The sequence below is a fragment of the Roseicyclus salinarum genome (assembly GCF_029624655.1).
Lineage (GTDB): Bacteria > Pseudomonadota > Alphaproteobacteria > Rhodobacterales > Rhodobacteraceae > Roseibacterium > Roseibacterium salinarum.
Window position 1 is genome coordinate 16,591 of record NZ_JARRSA010000037.1, and the last position, 18,009, is coordinate 34,599.

The following is an 18,009-nucleotide window of genomic DNA, read 5'->3' on the forward strand; positions in this document are numbered from 1 at the left end:
CAGCCCGAAACGTTAACGGAGCGTTAATGAAAATCACCGGCGCCGGGCCGCGCTCAGACGGCGATGGGCTGGTTCTCACCGAGGGGCGCGTTCGCCTCGTCCTCCAGAAGCCCGATCGCATGGTGCGGCCACGTCACCTCGACGCGCGCCCCGCTTTTGCCTGTCACGTCCTCGCGCACGAGGAAGGGGTCGCTTGCGTTCAGGAACGAAAGCGTTGCGCCCGAGCGTTCCAGCAGCGTCTTCGCGATGAACAGCCCGAGGCCCATTCCCTCGTAGCCCGGCCGCGCGCGGTCCGGGCCGCGCGCGCGGCGGCGAAGGAACGGATCGCCCAGGCGTCCCAGCAGGTCCTGGGGGAAACCGGACCCGTCGTCCGTGATCGTCACCCGGATCACGCCGTCGCCCCAGGTCCCTTCGACCCATACCCGCGTTTCGGCGAAATCCACCGCGTTCTGCACGAGGTTCCGAATGCCGTGGATGATCTCGGGCTTGCGCCAGACGATGGGCTGCCCCTCGGGCGCGCCCTCGCACGCGGAGAAGTCCATGTCGATGTCGATGCCACGCGCCGCGTGGGGCTCGGCCGCCTCGCGCACCACGGCGCCCAGCGGGGCCGAGCGCATGTGAAGGTCGTCCTTCCCGGCGCGCCCCATGGAGCGCAGGATGTCGCGGCACCGGTCGGCCTGCTGGCTGATGAGCTTCGCGTCGTCCATCAGCTCGGGGTGCCCCTCCAGCTCTTCCGCAAGCTCGGTCGACACCAGCTTGATCGTCGCGAGCGGCGTCCCGAGCTCGTGCGCGGCGGCGGCGACCACGCCGCCGAGGTCGGTCAGCTTCTGCTCGCGCGCAAGGGCCATCTGCGTCGCCAGAAGCGCCTGGCTCATCGAGTGGCTTTCCTGCGTGATCCGCCGCGCGTAGGCCGACAGGAAGATGATGCCGATCGTGATCGAGATCCAGAAGCCAAGGATGAACAGGTCGGGCAACCGCAGGACCTCGCCGGTGGTCAGGGTCAGCGGAACGTGGAAATAAGCCAGAAGCGAGATCAGGACGATCGCGAGCGCGCCCAGGATCGTGGTCGATCGCATGGTCAAGGCCGTCGCCGAAATCGTCACCGGCGCGAGGATCAGCAGGGCGAAGGGATTGTTCAGCCCGCCCGTCAGGAACAGCAGGAACGATAGCTGCGCGAGGTCGAACAGCAGCGTCAGCATCGCGTCCCGGTCGCTGAGGCGCTGGTTCTCGGGAAAGATCGACATCGCGATCAGGTTCGAGATCACGCTCGCCCCGATGGCGAGGAAGCACAGGCCAAGCTCGATCCGAAGGCCGAGATAGAAGCTTGCCGTAACGACGGTCACCGTCTGGCCGAGGATGGCCAGCCAGCGCAGCACCAGAAGGGTCCGCAGGCGGACCCAGTCGCTGCGGGTGTCCTGCCGGACGAGTTCGAGTGCGGGGTCGGTGGGGCCAGCCATGAGGGGCGTTCCGTCGCAGTTGCGGCATCGTGAATTGATAGGTCTCAGCGGCTAGGTAATCAACGTCGCCATCCCCGCACGAGGAGCCTCACCGTGACACGCCTCTATGCCATCGCATCCGTCGCCCTGATCGCCGTGCTGGCGGCCGGCGTCGGGCTTGCCCTCTGGTTCGGCCGTGCGGCTGAGGGCGACATCTTCGCGCAATGCCGCGAAAGCGCCGTGGCGGGCGGCGGCGGCAGCATTGGCGGTCCGTTCACCCTCGTGTCCGAAACCGGCGAGACGGTGACGGACGCCGACGTGATCACGCAACCGACGCTGATCTATTTCGGCTATACTTTCTGCCCCGACGTCTGCCCCCTCGACACGGTGCGCAACGCCGAGGCGGCGGCGATGCTGGAAGAGCGGGGCATCATGGTCCAGCCGGTGATGATCACCGTTGATCCCGAGCGGGACACTCCCGAGGTGATGGACGACTTCACGGCGAACATCCATCCGCGGATGCTGGGCCTCACGGGCACCCCCGAACAGACCGATGCGGCGGCGCGCGCCTACCGCGTCTACTACCGGCTCAACCGCGAGGGCGACGATCCCTACTACCTCGTCGATCACTCGGCGTTCTCCTACCTCGTCCTGCCGGAGCACGGGTTCGTCGAATACTTCAACCGCGACGTGACACCGGCCCGGATGGCCGAGACGACGGCATGCTACGTCGAGGCCGCATCGGGGTCCTGACGGGGCCACGAGGCCGCTTCGCGGGGGCTTCGGAGGCGTGCCGTCGCCCAGCACAACCATGACGCGACAAATTGACCGCGGGCTCGACTGCTCTATAGATGTGCATCGAACGAACGAAGGAGCCTCTCCGTGGACGAGGAACGAACCTTGAGGGATATCGGGCCGGACAAGTCGCTGTTGCTGGTGGACGACGACGAACCCTTCCTGCGCCGCCTCGAGCGCGCGATGGAAAAGCGCGGCTTCGAGGTCGAGGCCGCAAGCTCGGTGACGGCAGGCAAGGCGATCGCCACTGCGCGCCCGCCGGCCTACGCGGTCGTGGACCTGCGGCTGGAGGACGGCAACGGCCTCGACGTCGTCGAGACCCTGCGCGAGAAGCGGCCCGACAGCCGCATCGTGGTCCTGACGGGCTACGGTGCGATCGCCACGGCCGTCGCGGCCGTGAAGATCGGCGCCACCGACTACCTGTCCAAGCCCGCCGATGCCAACGACATCACCGCGGCGCTGCTTGCAGACGCCGAGGAGATGCCGCCGCCGCCGGAAAACCCGATGTCCGCGGACCGCGTCCGCTGGGAGCATATCCAGCGGGTCTACGAGCTGTGCGACCGCAACGTGTCCGAGACCGCGCGGCGCCTCAACATGCACCGCAGGACGCTTCAGCGCATCCTCGCCAAGCGCAGCCCGCGCTGAGCCCGAAGCGGGCGGACGCGCCACCGCGCGCCTTCCGCCACCCGGAGGACAGACCGCCATGCGTCTCGCCGCATTCCTGACAAGCGCCCTGCTGCTGGCCGGCTGCGTCACGACGCAGGACGAGCCCGATCTGCCGCCCTTCACGCTGACGGGCGAGGGCATCGACCCGACGATCTCTCGGCTGAGCATCGATTTCGGCCGGGCGCAGGTGGGCGTGATCGACACGGTCTCGCGCCTTCTGGGCAGCCAACCGGTCGAGATCACCACGATCGGGGAATGCGGCGCGGGGCCGATGACCATCGCCCGCTGGGACGGCGGCCTGTCGCTGAACTTCGTGGACCGGGATTTTCGCGGTTGGGTGACGTCGGACCCCTCGATCCCCGTGGCGGGCGGCTTCGCGCCCGGCCAGCAAAGGGTGGAGATGCCAACCGTCAGCTTCCAGGTCACGTCGCTTGGCAACGAGTTCAACATCGGCCCGGTCAGCGGCCTTCTGGACCCCACCGAGACCGAGGTCCAGATCATGTGGTCCGGCGCCACCTGCTTCTTCCGCTAGGCTCGAGCCTCAGCCAAGATTGCGCCTGAGCCACGTCACGAAGGTCGCCACCCGGGGCGGCAGGGGACCGGGCAGGTGCAGAAGGTGGTAGGCCAGCGGGCTGTCCGCCTGTTCGGCCAGCACGATGAGGCGTCCCTCGGCGAGATCAGGCTCGGCGACGGCGCGCGGCTGCACCGAGACGCCCGCGCCCGCCCGACAGGCCGCAAGCACGACGGGGTTGGCATCGAAACGGCTGGAGGCCAGCGTATCTGGGTCCAGCCCCCCCGCGCGCAGCCAGATGAAGAATTCCGCATCCTGCGGATCGAACAGCCAGCGAAGCTTCGCGAGGCGCGCCAGCGCGTCCGGCGCTTCTGGCGGCGGTGCGGGGCCGGGCAGCGTAGCGGCCAGCGCGGGCGAGGCCACGGCGACGATGTTGGCGTCCGTCAGGGGCTCCGCCTCGCAGCCGGGCCATTCGCCGCGTCCGTAGCGGATGGCGAGGTCGAAGCCGTCGCGGCGCAGGTCTGCGACGCGCGGCCCGGTCGAAATGCTGAGCGGCACTTCGGGATGAACCGCCCAGAACTGAGCCAGCCGCGGCATCAGCCACGTCTCGGCGAAACTGGGCGTCGTGGTCAGCGAGACGGGACGGTCCGCGCGCCCCTGCACCAGCGCCCGCACGCCCGCCGCGATCTCCCCGAACCCCGCCGTGAGATCGGCGGCGAGACGCTGACCGGCCTCCGTCGGCGCCATGCCGCGCCCGGAGCGGCGCAAGAGGGGCTGGCCGAAATGCGCCTCGAGCGCGCGGACGTGCTGCGCCACCGCGGCATGGGTCACGTTCAGTTCTCGGGACGCCTCGGAATAGGACCCGAGACGGGCCGCGGCCTCGAAGGCGCGCAACGCAGAGAGTGAGGGGATGTCGCGCCAGTCCATATGTTAGCCCTTCTTACATATGGAGTTTATTGCTGACTAGCGGACACGGCACAAGACGGCTAGCAGGACGCCATCACGCCAGCCAGAGGAGCCCTCCGATGATGCACATCTTCGCAAACATGATGAACGTCGCCGCACGCCAGGAGGGCATGCCCGCCCCCGCACCGCGCCGCGACACCGCCCCGGCCGAGCGCCGCGGCCGCGACGACGCCGGGCGCGACCGCGCCGACGCCGGCCGGATCTTCGGCGACGCCGACCGCCTGTAAGACTGGCTAGGATCGGCCGGACCGGCGTGCAGCCCGGTCCGGCCGACGCCGCGCACAGGCCGGACCCGGCCTCAGATCGCGGCCATCAGCGCCGCGTGGCGCGCCTTGAATTCCGCCCGCACCTCGGCCGGCGGGCGAAGGCGCAGCGTGAGACCCTCGATCAACGCCGCGTCCGGCCTGCCGAAGAAACGATCCGCTTCGACCTCGGAGAACCCCGCGAGTTGAACCGCCTCGAGCCATGCCGAGATGCGGTCGGCGCGCTTGATCGCCTGCTTGACCTGTTTGGGCAGAACCGCCGGCAGGCCGAAGCGGAGGTGGATCGCCGCCGACAGGCGGTCGTCGAGATCGCCGTAACCGGGGCCCACAGCGGCCTTCACCGGCGAGATCATGTCGCCGATCACGTATTCGGGCGCATCGTGCAGAAGGGCCGCAAGCCGCCACCGGACCGGGGGCGGCGGATGCGACCTGCCATGAATTTCCTCGACAAGGAGCGAGTGCTCGGCCACCGAATAGGCATAGTCGCCACGCGTCTGCCCGTTCCAGCGCGCCACGAAGGCGAGGCCGTGGGCTATGTCCTCGATCTCGATGTCGACGGGCGTCGGATCGAGAAGGTCGAGACGGCGGCCCGACAGCATCCGCTGCCAGGCGCGCGGTGGGGATTTGGGCATGGCCGGCTCCCTCGGGATTGCACCGCCGGTGCTTGTAGCATCCGGCGGATCGGGGGCCAGCCCCCAAACCCCCGGAGTTTTCAGGCAAGGATGAAGATCGGCGTCCGCCGCATCGTGGCACGGCCCTCTGCGGGCCGTTGGCGGCCTTGCGCCGGCGGCCAACCGGGCAAGGAATTGCCGCCGTGACCACCCGGTGCTATCTGCAGCGCAGCATCAGGACAAACATCCGGGGATCACGCCGTGACCGATTACATCGTAAAAGACATCTCGCTTGCCGAATACGGGCGCAAGGAACTGGACATCGCCGAAACGGAGATGCCGGGGCTGATGGCGCTGCGCGAGGAATACGGCGCGGCGAAGCCGTTGAAGGGCGCGCGGGTGGCGGGCTCGCTCCACATGACGATCCAGACCGCCGTCCTGATCGAGACGCTGGCCGAGTTGGGCGCTGACGTCCGCTGGGCGTCGTGCAACATCTTCTCGACACAGGACCACGCGGCGGCGGCGATCGCGGCCAAGGGCATCCCCGTCTTCGCCAAGAAGGGCGAGACTCTGGAGGAATACTGGGATTACTGCGACCGGATCTTCCACTTCGAGGAAGGCGGCTGCAACATGATCCTCGACGACGGCGGGGACGCGACGCTCTACATCCTGCTCGGCGCGCGCGTCGAAGAGGGCGAGGACGACTTGATCGCCGTGCCGACATCCGACGAGGAAGTCGCGCTGTTCGACCAGATCCGCAAGCGCATCGCAGCGTCGCCTGGCTGGTTCGCGCGTCAACGCCACATGATCAAGGGCGTGACCGAGGAGACGACCACGGGCGTCCATCGCCTCTACCAGATGATGGAGAAGGGGCACCTGCCCTTCCCCGCGATCAATGTGAACGACAGCGTCACGAAATCGAAGTTCGACAACAAGTACGGCTGCAAGGAGTCCCTCGTGGACGGCATCCGCCGCGCGACCGACACCATGATGGCCGGCAAGGTCGCGGTGGTCTGCGGCTACGGCGACGTCGGCAAGGGGTCCGCCGCAAGCCTGCGGGGCGCGGGCGCGCGCGTGAAGGTGACCGAGGCGGACCCGATCTGCGCGCTGCAGGCGGCGATGGACGGCTTCGAGGTGGTCCTTCTTGAGGATGTCGTGTCATCGGCCGACATCTTCATCACCACGACCGGCAACAAGGACGTCATCCGCATCGAGCACATGCGCGAGATGAAGGACATGGCGATCGTCGGCAACATCGGCCATTTCGACAACGAGATCCAGGTCGCCGCGCTGAAGAACCACAAGTGGACCAACATCAAGGACCAGGTGGACATGATCGAAATGCCTTCGGGCAGCCGCATCATCCTGCTGTCCGAGGGGCGCCTGCTGAACCTCGGAAACGCCACCGGCCATCCCTCGTTCGTGATGTCGGCCTCCTTCACCAACCAGGTCCTCGCGCAGATCGAGCTGTGGACCAGGGGCGAGGACTACGAGAACAAGGTCTATGTCCTGCCAAAGAAGCTGGACGAGAAGGTCGCGAAGCTGCACCTCGCAAAGATCGGGGTGAAGCTGACGGAACTCTCGAAGGAGCAGGCCGACTATATCGGCGTGCCGGCGGACGGACCGTTCAAGCCGGAACACTACCGCTACTGAGACCGGGTCCTTCGGGACGCCCGCGACCTCGGGAAACCGCCGCGCCTGTCGCGGCGGTTTCTTTTTGTGCACGGCCGCTTCCGATCGGCGGGAACCCCCACCGCACCATAGGCGTTGTTCCGACGACGCTCCGCCTCAACCACCTGTATTGCAACACCTTTTCCGAGATCCGCGGGAACGCATCGGCGTTGGGCGGCGTTCTTGTCCGGCGGGCTGGAAACACGGCCCGCTGTTGGTGGCGGAAACCGCGGCACGACGCCGGGGGATCCGTCGACGATCACGCCCTTCGTGGCGGCGTCGGGGCGCCGGACGGCTCCCGGACGGGCCGCCATCCGAACAGCAAGCACAGGAAAGGCACAGAAATGAAACCGAAGAACTTGATGCTCACGACGGCCCTCGCGGCCGTTCTCGCCATTCCGGCCGGCGCGCAGGAAAGCGACGCACCGCAGGCAGATGCACAAGGGGCCGCGCAGTCTCAGATCGGATCCTATTCCGTGGGCGAGTTTCTCGATCTCGCGGTCGTCGGTCCCGACGGCTCGGATATCGGCGAGGTCGACGCCGTGATCGAGGGACAGGACGGCACGCAGGTCCTCGTGCGCCTGCAGGACAGGACCGTCGCGCTTCCGCTCGACGCCTTCAGCATGTCCGAGGACGGCGAGAGCCTGACAGTCGACCGCAGCATGGACGAGCTTCAGCAGATGGCGGCCCATGAGCCCGCCGGCGAGATGGAACTGGGCGAAGACACGATGATGGCGGACGCCATGCGGACCGGCCCGTCCGGGAACGGCGGCACGGACCAGATGGCCGAGGGCGAGACCACGGTGACCGGCGACGAGACCGAAGGCCAGATCGCCGAGGGCGAGGTCACGATGACCGGCGACGAGACCGGAGGCCAGATGGCCGAGGGCGAGACCTCGATGACCGGCGACGAGACCGAAGGCCAGATGGCCGAGGGCGAGACCTCGATGCCCGGCGACGAGACCGGAGGCCAGATGGCCGAGGGCGAGACGACGATGACAGGCCAGCAGGGCGCCAACGCACAGTTCGCCGGAATGACCGTGGGCGAGATCCTTGGCATGAACGTCGTGGCCGCCGACGGAAGCGACGTGGGCGAGATCGACTACATCTACCAGGGCTCCGAGGGCTACATGGCCGTCATCGGGATCGGCGGCTTCCTGGGGCTCGGGGAGCACACCGTGGCGCTTCCGCTGAGCGACTTCTCGATGAACGAGACCGGCGACGGGCTGGTCGTCCAGAGCCGCACCGAAGCGGATCTGGAAGCCATGCAGGAGGTCGACGAGAGCGACCTTCAGGGGCTGCCGGACGATCACATGATCGGCGCCTGATCCCGGAGTTCGGGCATCACGGGTCCGCCCCGGCGCGCAATGCGTCCGGGGCGGACCCTTGCGAAGGACTCCCTCTGGCGCTTTGGACCTGGCCGCGCTTAGCTGTCCGCGACACGGACAATGCGGAAGGCGCGGGCAATGCGGATCATCGTTCATGGCATGGGTGCGGTCGGGGGCGTCGTCGCCGCCGCCCTGTTCCGAAGCGGCTCGGAGGTCGTGAGCATCGCCCGCGGCGGGATGCTCGACGCCGTCCGCGAACGGGGCCTCAGGCTTCGGGCGCCGGGGCTTGACGAGACCTTGCCCGTGCCGGTCGTGGCCCATCCGCGCGAGATTGCGTGGCGCCCCGACGACGCGGTGATCCTGTGCATGAAGGGGCAGGACACGGCCGCGGCGCTCGAGGCGCTCCGCGATGCGGGCTTGTCCCGGCAGCCCGTCTTCTGCGCGCAGAACGGCGTCGAGAACGAGCGCATGGCATTGCGATTCTTTCCGAACGTGCACGGTGTGACGGTGATGATGCCGGCGCTCTACCTCGAGCCGGGCGAAGTGGCGGTCTTCACCGAACCGAAACACGGGATCTTCGACATCGGGCGCTATCCGCGCGGCACCGACGCCGCGGACGAGGCGATGCGCGAGAGGCTAGAGGCGGCGGACATCGCCTGCTTTCCACGCGACGACGTGATGGCGAGCAAGCACGGAAAGCTTCTCCTGAACCTCAACAACGTGCTGAGGGCCGCACTCGGCGAGGCCGCGGAACCGGGCGCTCTGGGGCAGGCGGTGCGGGCCGAGGCGCTGGCGGTCTACGCGGCCGCCGGGATCGCGTGGGAGGACGTCGGCGCATCCGACCCGCGCCGCGATGCGCTGATCCGACCGGTAGACGGTCTGCCTGGCGTCAGGCGGCGGGGCGGATCGACGAACCAGAGCCTGCTGCGCGGCGCCGCGCGGGTCGAGACGGACTACCTGAACGGCGAGATCGTACTTCTGGGGCGGCTTCATGACGTGGCGACGCCAATCAACGCGGCGCTGGCGCGGATCGGCGCGAGGGACTGCCCGTCGGCAGCTACACGGCGCCGGACCTCGAGGCCGCAGTGGCGGCCTCGGCCCTGCCCTGACGCGCGCCCTCAGACGGGGACGGCGTGGCCGGCATCCGCGCGGGCGAAGGTCGCCCGCAGGATCGCCTCCAGCTCGGCCGCGTCGGTTTCGGTGAAGGCATCGCGACGGTCGCTGTCGATGTCGAGGACGCCGATCACGGCGCCGCCGGCATCCTTCACGGGGATCACGAGTTCCGAGCGGGTGGAGGACGAACAGGCGATGTGGCCGGGGAACGCCTCGACATCCGGGACGAGTTGCGTCCTGCCCGTGCGCGCGGCGGCCCCGCAGACGCCGCGGTCGAAGGGGATCACGAGGCAGCCGTGACCGCCCTGATATGGGCCGATCTTCATGAGCCCGGGGCTGGTCACGCGGTAGAAGCCTGTCCAGTCGAAACGGTCGTCGGCATGATGGATCTCGCAGGCGAGCGTCGCCATCAGCGCGACGGTGTCCGTCTCGCCCTCGGTCAGGGCGGCGATCGTGCTGCTCAGTCGGGTGTAGTCTGCCGTCATCCGGGTCGCCGTCCTCATGCGTGAATATGCGTATTTGGAGAAAGATGAAGGGGTCAGACGCGCTCGATCGCGATGGCGGTGCCTTCGCCGCCGCCGATGCAGATGGCCGCGACGCCGCGCTTCAGGCCGCGCGCCTCGAGCGCGTGGAGAAGCGTCACCATGATCCGCGCGCCGGAGGCGCCGATCGGATGGCCGAGCGCGCAGGCGCCACCGTTCACGTTCATCCTGTCGCGCGGGACGCCGAACTCGCGCATGAAGGCCATCGGAACCACCGCGAAGGCCTCGTTCACCTCCCACAGGTCGACGTCGTCCACCGACCAGCCGATCCGTTCAAGGAGCTTGCGGGCGGCCGGCACGGGCGCGGTCGGGAATTGCGCGGGCGCCTGAGCGTGGGAGGCGTGGCCGAGGATCCGGGCGCGCGGCGCGAGCCCCCTGGCGGCGGCTGCGTCCGCACGGGCGAGAACGAGCGCCGCGGCGCCATCGGAGATGGAGGAGGAATTCGCCGCGGTGACGGTGCCTCCCTCTCGGAAGGCCGGCCTGAGATGGGGGATCTTCTCGGGGCGGGCCTTGCCGGGTTGTTCGTCCCTGTCGATGCGGATCTCGCCCTTGCGGCCCTTGACGGTGACAGGCGCCACCTCGGCGGCGAACGCGCCGCTTTCGATGGCGGCGAGCGCGCTCGAAAGCGAGCCAAGCGCGTAGTCGTCCTGAGCCTCGCGGGTGAACTGGAAGGCTTCGGCGCAGTCCTCGGCGAAGCTGCCCATCAGGCGGCGCCCGCCACTGTCGTCGCGCGCATAGGCGTCCTCAAGCCCGTCGAGGAACATGTGGTCACAGGCCGCCTGGTGGCCGATCCGGGCGCCGCCTCGCATCGCGGGAAGCAGGTAGGGGGCGTTCGTCATGCTCTCCATGCCGCCCGCGACGATCATCTCGGCGTGCCCCAGGGCGAGCCTGTCCCAGGCGACCATGGCGGCCTTCATGCCCGAGCCGCACATCTTGTTCAGCGTGGTCGCGGGCACGTCCTCGCCGAGCCCGGCGAGGAAGCCGGCCTGGCGCGCGGGCGCCTGGCCCTGGCCCGCGGGCAGGACGCAGCCCATCAGCACCTCGTCGACCAGATCCGGCGCGGCGCCCGCGCCCGAAAGCGCCGCCGCGATGGCGGCGCCGCCAAGCTCGGCGGCGTTCAGAGGCGACAACTCGCCCTGGAAACCACCCATCGGGGTCCGGGCCGCTCCGGCGATCACGACGTCTTCCATGGCTTGCCTCCGCTTCGTCCACCATTTGGAAAGATTTCCCGCCTAGCCTCATACCAGACCGGAGCGCGGAGGTGCAGACGTGAACTTGTCATATCGGCCTGGGAACGGCATCGGCGTCGTGCGGGTCCATGCGACGCGGCTGGATGCCGCCGTCGCGATCCCGTTCAAGGATCAGTTCAGCGCTGCGGCAATCACCGGCGAGGGGGCGGATGCCGGCGTCGTGCTTCTCGACCTCGAGGAGGTGGAGTTCCTCGACTCGAGTGGACTTGGCGCGGTGGTGGCCGCGCGCAAGATGCTGGGCGACGACCGGACGCTCGCGCTGGCGGCGCTGCGGCCGGCGGTGGAGAAGGTGATGCGGCTCACCCACATGGATCGCATCTTCCCGATCTACCCGGATGCCGCGTCCTGCCCGCCTGGGCAAGGCAGCGCGGAAGCGGTCTGATCCCCGATGCCCGGGCGGCCGAGACGCGACACCGACCCTTTCGGCGACGACGGCGACGGGATGCGCCTCGTCACGGGTGGCGGCGCGGTCGGGGACGCGCTCAGGGCCGTGTGCCTGCATCTCCGGCGGGAGGGCATCGCGCAAGCCCTTGTCGAGGATGCGGCGATCGTGCTTGCGGAGGTCCTCAACAACATCGAGGAACACGCCTATGCCGGGCGCGGCGGTCAGCCTGTCCGCCTCGATCTCCGGGTGTGCGAGGGGGCGGTGCACTGCGTCGTCGAGGACCTCGGCCTGCCATTGCCGGACGGCGCGCTGCCGGGCGAGCGGATGCCGCCGGCCAACCCCGCCACGCCCGAAAGCTGGCCGGAGGGCGGTTTTGGCTGGGCGATCGTCCGACGGCTGACCCGCGACCTCAGTTACGCAAGCGAGGGCGGCCGAAACAGGCTTTGCTTCTGCGTGAGCGGCAGGACATGAGAAGCGGCGCCGTCCACGCATGGACCGACCCTGGCGAGAGACGTCGCACAGCCTGAAGCGGGCGACGGCGCTCCATAGAAACCAGCCGTTCCGCCAAGGAAAAGCCATAATCCGCTCCAATCCGCGCCGCGAATCCCTGCGACAGTCGCCGTGTAGCTGCAGAGGCTTCCCTCGGCGTCGCGTGTATCAAGCCCCCACCCAGTGCGCGGCGTCGAGGTCTTTGCGCAAGCCCTCGTTCCCTTCACAGTCAAGCCATTCAAGGGCTCTTGCCGTCGCCGCGCAGTTCCGTAGGTTGCGCACCTGGGACGCAGCGGAAGGGAATGCGATGCGCGATTTTCACAAGCCGGGACGTTCGGCTGTCTACTCCGACAATGGCATGTGCGCCACGTCGCACCCCCTGGCCGCGCAGACGGCGATCGCACTCCTGCAATCGGGCGGCAACGCGGTGGACGCGGCCATCGGGGCGGCCATTCTGCTGGGCTTCTGCGAGCCGCAGATGACCGGTCTTGGCGGCGACATGTTCGCGATCGTCAAGATGCCGGGGTCGGACGAAGTGAAGGGACTTAACGCCTCGGGTCGTGCCCCTGCGGGCCTGTCGGCGGACGCGCTGCGCGGAATGGGCCTGACCACGATGCCGCGGCAGCATGTGCAGGCCGTGACGGTGCCGGGCGCCGTCGACGGTTTCTGCCGCCTGCACGCCGATCACGGGGCCCTGCCCCTCGACCGGGTGCTTGAGCCCGCGATCCGCTACGCCGAGGCCGGCATTCCGGTGGCGCCGCGCGTGGCAATGGACTGGGCCGAGGCGAAGGGCAACCTGACCGGCCGTGCGCAGGACTTCTACCTTGCCGGGGGGCAGGCCCTCCCCGTCGCAAGCCGTTTCGCCCTTCCGATGCAGGCGGAGGTGCTTCGCCGGATCGCGGCCCACGGGCGCGAGGGGTTCTACGAGGGCGAGGTCGCCGAGGACATGGTGAACAGCCTGCGGGCGATGGGCGGCACCCACACGCTCGAGGATTTCGCCGCGACCTCGTCCGACTACGTCACGCCGCTGCGGTCGAATTACAACGGCGCCGAGCTTCTGGAACTGCCACCGAACGGGCAGGGCGCGGCCGCCATGCTGATCCTCAACACGCTTTCCGAATTCGGCATCGCGGGCCTCGATCCGTGGGGCGCGGAACGCGCGCACCTCGAAAGCGAGGCGGTGAAGCTCGGTTACGACGCGCGCAACCGGTTCCTCGCCGATCCCGACCACATGACGCGACTCGACCACCTTCTGTCGCAGGAGACCGCGCGCGCCCTCGCAGCAAGGATCGACCGCGACCGGGCGATGGCGGATGCCGCCGCGCTGAGCGAGTCGGTGCACCGCGAGACGATCTACATCACCGTCGTGGACCGCGACCGGATGGCCGTGTCGCTCATCTATTCGATTTTCGACTCGTTCGGCTCGGGCCTCGCGTCGGACCGTTTCGGCATCCTGTTCCACAACCGCGGCGCGGGCTTCAACCTGACCCAAGGGCATCCGAACGAGGCGGGGCCGGGCAAGCGGCCGATGCACACGATCATCCCGGCGATGCTGCTCGAGGCGGATGGCAGCGTGATGCCCTTCGGCGTGATGGGCGGCCCCTATCAGGCGGCGGGCCACGCGCGTTTCGTCACCAACGTCGTGGACTTCGGGCTTGGCCCGCAGGCGGCCATCGACGCGCCGCGCTGCTTCGCGGAGGACGGCGTCCTGAAGATCGAGCGCGGCTATGGCGAGGACGTGCGCGCGGCGCTGTCGGCCAAGGGCCATTCGCTCGTGACGCCCGAGACGCCGATCGGGGGCGCGCAGGCCATCCGCATCCGGCCGGACGGCGTGCTGGAGGGAGGATCGGATCCCCGCAAGGACGGGTGCGCGCTCGGCTACTGAGCGCGCGGCCGGGGGATCGGCTCAGTTGAGCTGGTATTCGAGGCGATAGACGCCGTTGTCGAACTCGCCGAACAGATCGCCGAGATCGGGGTGCTCCACGGGCTCTCCGGTCTCGTCGGGGACGAGGTTCTGCTCGGAGACGTAGGCGACGTAGTAGGTGTGATCGTTCTCGGCGAGGAGGTGGTAGAAAGGCTGGCCCTTCCGCGGACGCGCCTCTTCGGGGATGGCGTCGTACCACTCGTCGGAATTGGCGAACTCCGCGTCGATATCGAACACGACCCCCCTGAAGGGGTGTTTGCGGTGGCGCACCACCTGGCCAAGATTGTATTTGGCGTGTGTCTTCAACATGGTTCCAAGCCCCCATCGGGTAGTGTGCGGTCTGCCCGGGGTTTTGTCCATGACGCCGTCTGCGATTCGCGGGAAACAGACTGTGGAGGCCCGACCGACAGTGGCCAGCCGCCCCGGAACGGTTCCGGCCATCGCCCGATAAACGCCCGGATGCAACAGAAGTTGCCTTCACATGCGCGTGCGCGGCTGCCACGGACGGCGCGGTGCGGCAGCCTGATGTTCCCACGGCGCCCATTCTGGCGTATACTCACCGGAATAACGGTCGAAAACGGCCATCGAGCAGGCAGCGAAAAGATGAAATCCATTATACTCCTCGTGATCGCCGCGGGTGTGCTCGCGGCGTGCGGCGGCGGCAATTACAGCGCGCCCCGAAACCTCGACAATGCGTGCCTTCTGGCCGACGAGCGCCCGCAGTATTTCCGCGCCATGGAACGCGCGGAACGCCGCTGGGGCGTCCCCGTCGCGATCCAGATGGCGACCTTCCACCAGGAAAGCCGCTTCGTCGGCAACGCGCGTCCGCCTCACCGCTACACCCTCGGCATCATTCCGATGGGCCGCGCCAGTTCCGCCTACGGCTACAGCCAGGCGCTGGACGGGACCTGGCAGGAATACCAGGCCGAGACCGGGAACCGGCGTGCGCGGCGCACCGACATCGCCGACGCAGCGGACTTCATGGGCTGGTACATGACCCTCAGCCGCGAGCGGAACGGCATCGCGCTGACCGATGCGCGCAACCAGTATCTGGCCTACCACGAAGGCCACGCAGGCTATCGGCGGGGCAGCTACAACGCGAAGTCATGGCTTCTGCGCGTGGCAGACGACGTGGCGACGCGCGCACAGACCTACGAGTTGCAGCTGATCACCTGCGGACGGCGCTAGGGCGTCATTCGCCCCGGCGGCGATTGATCTCCTGCGGGATGCTGAACAGGAGTTGGGGGAGGCTGTCGGCCTCCTCCAGCGCGCCAAGGACGACGGTGGTGTCCTGGCCGGTCTGGTCGGTGACGATCCATTGGCGGAGTTCCACGGGATCGTCGGTGAAGACCATGGTGAGCGAGCCGATCTCGGGGCGATCGGGATCGCGCGCCACCACGCGCGTCGCGGTGCCGTCGAAGTCATGGCCGACGACCATGCCTTCGGACCCGAGGTTCACGTTCCCGTCGAGGATGATCGAAAGCGGCGTCTCGCGAAGCGGATACTGCTCGGCCGTGGAATTGCCGCGGCCGTCGAAGATGGCAAGCTGACCGCCGCCGGCCATGACCAGAAGGTCGTCCGCGTCGTATTCGAACCGCGCGCGGCCCGGACGCTGGATGTAGAAGCGCCCGGTGGCCACGGTCCCGTCGGCGTTGATCTGGGTGAACGTGCTTTCGGCCGCGCCGATGCCGTCGAGATAGGTCGATATCTCGGACAGGGGGATGGCGTCGGCGAGGGCCGGAAGCGGGGCGGCGAGGGCGCAGGCCAGGGCGAGGGTCAGGTGTTTCATGCCTGACATCTAGGCATCCCGCGGGAAGCCGTAAACGCCCCCGGCGCCCGCGCGCGAAAATGTGTCCCGCCTCGGTACGAAACCGCTCACTCGGGCTCGGGCACCAGGATCTCGCGCTTTCCGACGTGGTTCGCCTGGCTGACGAGGCCCTGTTCCTCCATCTGCTCGACGAGGCGCGCGGCCTTGTTGTAGCCGATGCCGAGCTTGCGCTGGATGTAGGAGGTCGAACACTTGCGGTCCTTGACAACGATCGCGACGGCCTGATCGTAGAGCGCATCCTCGCCCGTCGTGTTGCCGCCGGCGTTCAGGCCGAGCACCGCGTCGATGTCGGCCTCCTTGTCCTCGTCGGGGCCGTCGAGCACGCTTGCCGCGTAGTCCGGCGGCCCGAAGCTCTTGAGGTGGCTGACGATCTCCTCGACCTCCTCGTCGCTCACGAATGGCCCGTGCACGCGCGTGATCTTGGCGCCGCCCGCCATGTACAGCATGTCGCCCATGCCCAGAAGCTGCTCGGCGCCCTGCTCGCCCAGGATGGTGCGGCTGTCGACCTTCGAGGTGACGTGGAAGGAGATCCGCGTGGGGAAGTTCGCCTTGATCGTGCCGGTGATGACATCGACCGAGGGACGCTGCGTCGCCATGATGATGTGAATCCCGCTTGCCCGCGCCATCTGCGCGAGGCGCTGGATGCAGGCCTCGATCTCCTTGCCCGCGACCATCATCAGGTCCGCCATCTCGTCCACGATGACGACGATGAAGGGCATCTTCTCGGGCGCGAACTCCTCGGTCTCGAAGACGGGTTCGCCGGTGTCGTCGTCGAAGCCCGTCTGCACGGTCCGGCTGAACATCTCGCCCTTCCTGAGCGCCTCGGCGACGCGGCCGTTGTAGCCGTCGATGTTGCGCACGCCCATCTTGGACATCTTGCGATAGCGCTCCTCCATCTCGGCCACGACCCATTTCAGGGCCACGACGGCCTTCTTGGGGTCGGTGACGACCGGCGACAGAAGATGCGGAATGCCGTCGTAGACGCTGAGTTCCAGCATCTTCGGGTCGATCATGATCATCCGGCAATCCTCGGGCGTCAGCTTGTAGAGGAGGCTGAGGATCATGGTGTTGATCGCGACCGACTTGCCCGAGCCGGTGGTGCCCGCGATCAGAAGGTGGGGCATCTTGGCGAGGTTCGCGACGATCGCCTCGCCGCCGATGTCCTTGCCCAGCGCCAGCGGCAGCCGGTGCGTGCCGTCGCCGAATTCGCGCGACGCGAGGATCTCGCGCAGGACGACCTTCTCGCGGTGCTGGTTCGGCAGTTCGATGCCAATGACCGAGCGTCCCGGAACGGTCGAGACACGGGCTGACAGCGCAGACATGGACCGCGCGATGTCGTCGGCCAAACCGATGACGCGGGACGCCTTGAGGCCCGGCGCGGGCTCCAGCTCGTACATCGTGACGACGGGACCGGGCCGGACCGAGACGATCTCGCCCTTCACGCCGTAATCGTCGAGGACGCTTTCCAGCATCCGCGCGTTTTCCTCCAGTGCCTCGTTCGAGAGGTGATGGCGCGTGATCGTGTCCGGGCTGGTCAGAAGGTTGAGCGGCGGGAATTCGTAGGGATCAGGCTCGGACAGCGGCAGCGACGGCTGGGCGTCGGCCATGGCTCGCCGCGAGGGGGCCGCGGGCTTGCGCGCGGCCTGCTGGACGACGCGGCGCTGCAGTTCGGCGCGCGGAACGGGGGCCGGTTCGGGGGCGCGGTCGGGGGCCTGCTCGGACGGCGCATGGCGCGCCGCCGCATAATCCGGCGCGGCGGCGTTCACGCCTTCGTCGGCGAAGATGTTGTCCTCGGCCGGATGACGCTCGGCCATGCCGTGCGCGGTCAGCGGCGGCTCGGCCCTAAGGGCGGGAGACAGGTGCAACGCGTCGGCCGTGCCGGCCGGGCCCGCGCCCAGGCGGCGCTGCGCGGCCGCGGTGACGAGGTTGGGCCGGCGAACCCGGCTGCGGATCGCGTCGGTGATGCGGGCGCGGATCTGCGCGTCATCGGGCGCCTCGATCTCGTCGGCAAGGTGGCGGCGGCCACGCTCGGGCAGTTCGGGCTCGATATGCGCAAGGCTCTGCTCGGCGTCGGCCTGCGCCGCGCGCCGCAGGGCGAGCCGCGAGAAGAAGCCGGCGCCGCGCGGCGCGGGGTCCTCGTCGTCCTCCTCCACGAGGTCGGCGTCGCCGTGATCCGCGGCAAGGGGGGCGCGCGACAGGACCGGGCCGCGACCGGGCGCGGGACCGGCGGC

General features: G+C 68.5%; 18 protein-coding genes and 1 pseudogene. 11 read left to right on the forward strand and 8 right to left on the reverse strand.

What is annotated here, in order from left to right:
• Window positions 1-53: 53 nt before the first annotated feature.
• The gene (gene regB, locus P6F26_RS17660) at window positions 54-1,457 is read right to left on the reverse strand and encodes a sensor histidine kinase RegB (RefSeq protein ID WP_278030028.1); all 1,404 of its coding nucleotides are present in this window, start codon (window positions 1,455-1,457) and stop codon (window positions 54-56) included.
• Between the two features lie 93 nt (window positions 1,458-1,550).
• Between regB and P6F26_RS17665 the strand changes: the two genes are divergently transcribed.
• The 3 genes from P6F26_RS17665 to P6F26_RS17675 all read left to right on the forward strand — a co-directional run bounded on the left by P6F26_RS17665 (window position 1,551) and on the right by P6F26_RS17675 (window position 3,429).
• Window positions 1,551-2,189 carry an SCO family protein gene (locus P6F26_RS17665; RefSeq protein ID WP_278030029.1) on the forward strand — a complete coding sequence of 213 codons (639 nt, stop codon included), beginning with the start codon at window positions 1,551-1,553 and terminating at the stop codon, window positions 2,187-2,189.
• Window positions 2,190-2,318: 129 nt separating this feature from the next.
• On the forward strand, window positions 2,319-2,876 hold the full coding sequence (locus tag P6F26_RS17670) for an ActR/PrrA/RegA family redox response regulator transcription factor (protein ID WP_278030030.1): 558 nt from the start codon (window positions 2,319-2,321) through the stop codon (window positions 2,874-2,876).
• Window positions 2,877-2,934: 58 nt separating this feature from the next.
• Window positions 2,935-3,429 carry a hypothetical protein gene (locus tag P6F26_RS17675; protein ID WP_278030031.1) on the forward strand — a complete coding sequence of 165 codons (495 nt, stop codon included), beginning with the start codon at window positions 2,935-2,937 and terminating at the stop codon, window positions 3,427-3,429.
• A 9-nt stretch (window positions 3,430-3,438) separates the two neighbouring features.
• Here P6F26_RS17675 and P6F26_RS17680 read toward each other — a convergent pair whose 3' ends face one another.
• Window positions 3,439-4,335 carry a LysR substrate-binding domain-containing protein gene (locus P6F26_RS17680; RefSeq protein ID WP_278030032.1) on the reverse strand — a complete coding sequence of 299 codons (897 nt, stop codon included), beginning with the start codon at window positions 4,333-4,335 and terminating at the stop codon, window positions 3,439-3,441.
• A gap of 98 nt (window positions 4,336-4,433) precedes the next feature.
• On the opposite strand from P6F26_RS17680, the gene P6F26_RS17685 reads away from it, so the two are divergent.
• The gene (locus P6F26_RS17685; RefSeq protein WP_278030033.1) at window positions 4,434-4,601 is read left to right on the forward strand and encodes a hypothetical protein; all 168 of its coding nucleotides are present in this window, start codon (window positions 4,434-4,436) and stop codon (window positions 4,599-4,601) included.
• 71 nt (window positions 4,602-4,672) lie between these two features.
• On the opposite strand, the gene P6F26_RS17690 is transcribed toward P6F26_RS17685, so the two are convergent.
• On the reverse strand, window positions 4,673-5,269 hold the full coding sequence (locus tag P6F26_RS17690) for an HD family hydrolase (RefSeq protein ID WP_278030034.1): 597 nt from the start codon (window positions 5,267-5,269) through the stop codon (window positions 4,673-4,675).
• Window positions 5,270-5,509: 240 nt separating this feature from the next.
• On the opposite strand from P6F26_RS17690, the gene ahcY reads away from it, so the two are divergent.
• From ahcY to P6F26_RS17705, 3 genes and pseudogenes are all read left to right on the forward strand, one after another.
• Entirely contained in the window at window positions 5,510-6,901 is a 1,392-nt protein-coding gene (gene ahcY, locus P6F26_RS17695) for an adenosylhomocysteinase (RefSeq protein ID WP_278030035.1), read from the forward strand.
• 362 nt (window positions 6,902-7,263) lie between these two features.
• The gene (locus P6F26_RS17700; RefSeq protein ID WP_278030036.1) at window positions 7,264-8,247 is read left to right on the forward strand and encodes a PRC-barrel domain-containing protein; all 984 of its coding nucleotides are present in this window, start codon (window positions 7,264-7,266) and stop codon (window positions 8,245-8,247) included.
• A gap of 138 nt (window positions 8,248-8,385) precedes the next feature.
• Window positions 8,386-9,264: pseudogene (locus P6F26_RS17705) on the forward strand (ketopantoate reductase family protein); the annotation flags it as partial.
• Between the two features lie 101 nt (window positions 9,265-9,365).
• Here the strand turns inward: P6F26_RS17705 and P6F26_RS17710 are convergent.
• Complete coding sequence (locus P6F26_RS17710; protein ID WP_278030045.1) at window positions 9,366-9,845, reverse strand: GAF domain-containing protein; 480 nt, start codon at window positions 9,843-9,845, stop codon at window positions 9,366-9,368.
• A 53-nt stretch (window positions 9,846-9,898) separates the two neighbouring features.
• Window positions 9,899-11,092: an acetyl-CoA C-acyltransferase gene (locus P6F26_RS17715; RefSeq protein ID WP_278030037.1), complete on the reverse strand. Its 1,194-nt coding sequence runs from the start codon at window positions 11,090-11,092 to the stop codon at window positions 9,899-9,901.
• A 79-nt stretch (window positions 11,093-11,171) separates the two neighbouring features.
• On the opposite strand from P6F26_RS17715, the gene P6F26_RS17720 reads away from it, so the two are divergent.
• From P6F26_RS17720 to P6F26_RS17730, 3 genes are all read left to right on the forward strand, one after another.
• Window positions 11,172-11,534 (forward strand): STAS domain-containing protein, encoded by a 363-nt coding sequence (locus tag P6F26_RS17720; protein ID WP_278030038.1) that lies wholly within the window; start codon window positions 11,172-11,174, stop codon window positions 11,532-11,534.
• A gap of 6 nt (window positions 11,535-11,540) precedes the next feature.
• Window positions 11,541-12,008, forward strand: coding sequence for an ATP-binding protein (locus P6F26_RS17725; protein WP_278030039.1), 468 nt, complete (start codon window positions 11,541-11,543; stop codon window positions 12,006-12,008).
• Between the two features lie 325 nt (window positions 12,009-12,333).
• A complete protein-coding gene (locus P6F26_RS17730; protein ID WP_278030040.1) occupies window positions 12,334-13,911 on the forward strand; it encodes a gamma-glutamyltransferase family protein in 1,578 nt (525 codons plus the stop codon).
• Window positions 13,912-13,932: 21 nt separating this feature from the next.
• Here P6F26_RS17730 and hspQ read toward each other — a convergent pair whose 3' ends face one another.
• On the reverse strand, window positions 13,933-14,259 hold the full coding sequence (gene hspQ, locus P6F26_RS17735; protein WP_278030041.1) for a heat shock protein HspQ: 327 nt from the start codon (window positions 14,257-14,259) through the stop codon (window positions 13,933-13,935).
• 294 nt (window positions 14,260-14,553) lie between these two features.
• Between hspQ and P6F26_RS17740 the strand changes: the two genes are divergently transcribed.
• Window positions 14,554-15,138: a transglycosylase SLT domain-containing protein gene (locus P6F26_RS17740; protein ID WP_278030042.1), complete on the forward strand. Its 585-nt coding sequence runs from the start codon at window positions 14,554-14,556 to the stop codon at window positions 15,136-15,138.
• Between the two features lie 4 nt (window positions 15,139-15,142).
• On the opposite strand, the gene P6F26_RS17745 is transcribed toward P6F26_RS17740, so the two are convergent.
• Together P6F26_RS17745 and P6F26_RS17750 are read right to left on the reverse strand one after the other, a co-directional pair.
• Window positions 15,143-15,739, reverse strand: coding sequence for a LolA family protein (locus P6F26_RS17745; RefSeq protein WP_278030043.1), 597 nt, complete (start codon window positions 15,737-15,739; stop codon window positions 15,143-15,145).
• 86 nt (window positions 15,740-15,825) lie between these two features.
• Window positions 15,826-18,009, reverse strand: a 2,184-nt coding sequence (locus P6F26_RS17750) for a DNA translocase FtsK (protein WP_278030044.1), incomplete at its 5' end; no start/stop codon positions are given.

What these genes read in the sequence shown, in the direction of transcription:
- P6F26_RS17730 (WP_278030040.1), top strand. Translation starts at nt 12,334, where the DNA reads ATGCGCGATTTTCACAAGCCGGGACGTTCGGCTGTCTACTCCGACAAT.
- P6F26_RS17675 (WP_278030031.1), top strand. Translation starts at nt 2,935, where the DNA reads ATGCGTCTCGCCGCATTCCTGACAAGCGCCCTGCTGCTGGCCGGCTGC.
- P6F26_RS17715 (WP_278030037.1), bottom strand. Translation starts at nt 11,092, where the DNA reads ATGGAAGACGTCGTGATCGCCGGAGCGGCCCGGACCCCGATGGGTGGT.
- regB (WP_278030028.1), bottom strand. Translation starts at nt 1,457, where the DNA reads ATGGCTGGCCCCACCGACCCCGCACTCGAACTCGTCCGGCAGGACACC.
- P6F26_RS17685 (WP_278030033.1), top strand. Translation starts at nt 4,434, where the DNA reads ATGATGCACATCTTCGCAAACATGATGAACGTCGCCGCACGCCAGGAG.
- P6F26_RS17690 (WP_278030034.1), bottom strand. Translation starts at nt 5,269, where the DNA reads ATGCCCAAATCCCCACCGCGCGCCTGGCAGCGGATGCTGTCGGGCCGC.
- P6F26_RS17740 (WP_278030042.1), top strand. Translation starts at nt 14,554, where the DNA reads ATGAAATCCATTATACTCCTCGTGATCGCCGCGGGTGTGCTCGCGGCG.
- P6F26_RS17745 (WP_278030043.1), bottom strand. Translation starts at nt 15,739, where the DNA reads ATGAAACACCTGACCCTCGCCCTGGCCTGCGCCCTCGCCGCCCCGCTT.
- P6F26_RS17710 (WP_278030045.1), bottom strand. Translation starts at nt 9,845, where the DNA reads ATGACGGCAGACTACACCCGACTGAGCAGCACGATCGCCGCCCTGACC.
- P6F26_RS17680 (WP_278030032.1), bottom strand. Translation starts at nt 4,335, where the DNA reads ATGGACTGGCGCGACATCCCCTCACTCTCTGCGTTGCGCGCCTTCGAG.
- hspQ (WP_278030041.1), bottom strand. Translation starts at nt 14,259, where the DNA reads ATGTTGAAGACACACGCCAAATACAATCTTGGCCAGGTGGTGCGCCAC.
- P6F26_RS17700 (WP_278030036.1), top strand. Translation starts at nt 7,264, where the DNA reads ATGAAACCGAAGAACTTGATGCTCACGACGGCCCTCGCGGCCGTTCTC.
- P6F26_RS17725 (WP_278030039.1), top strand. Translation starts at nt 11,541, where the DNA reads ATGCCCGGGCGGCCGAGACGCGACACCGACCCTTTCGGCGACGACGGC.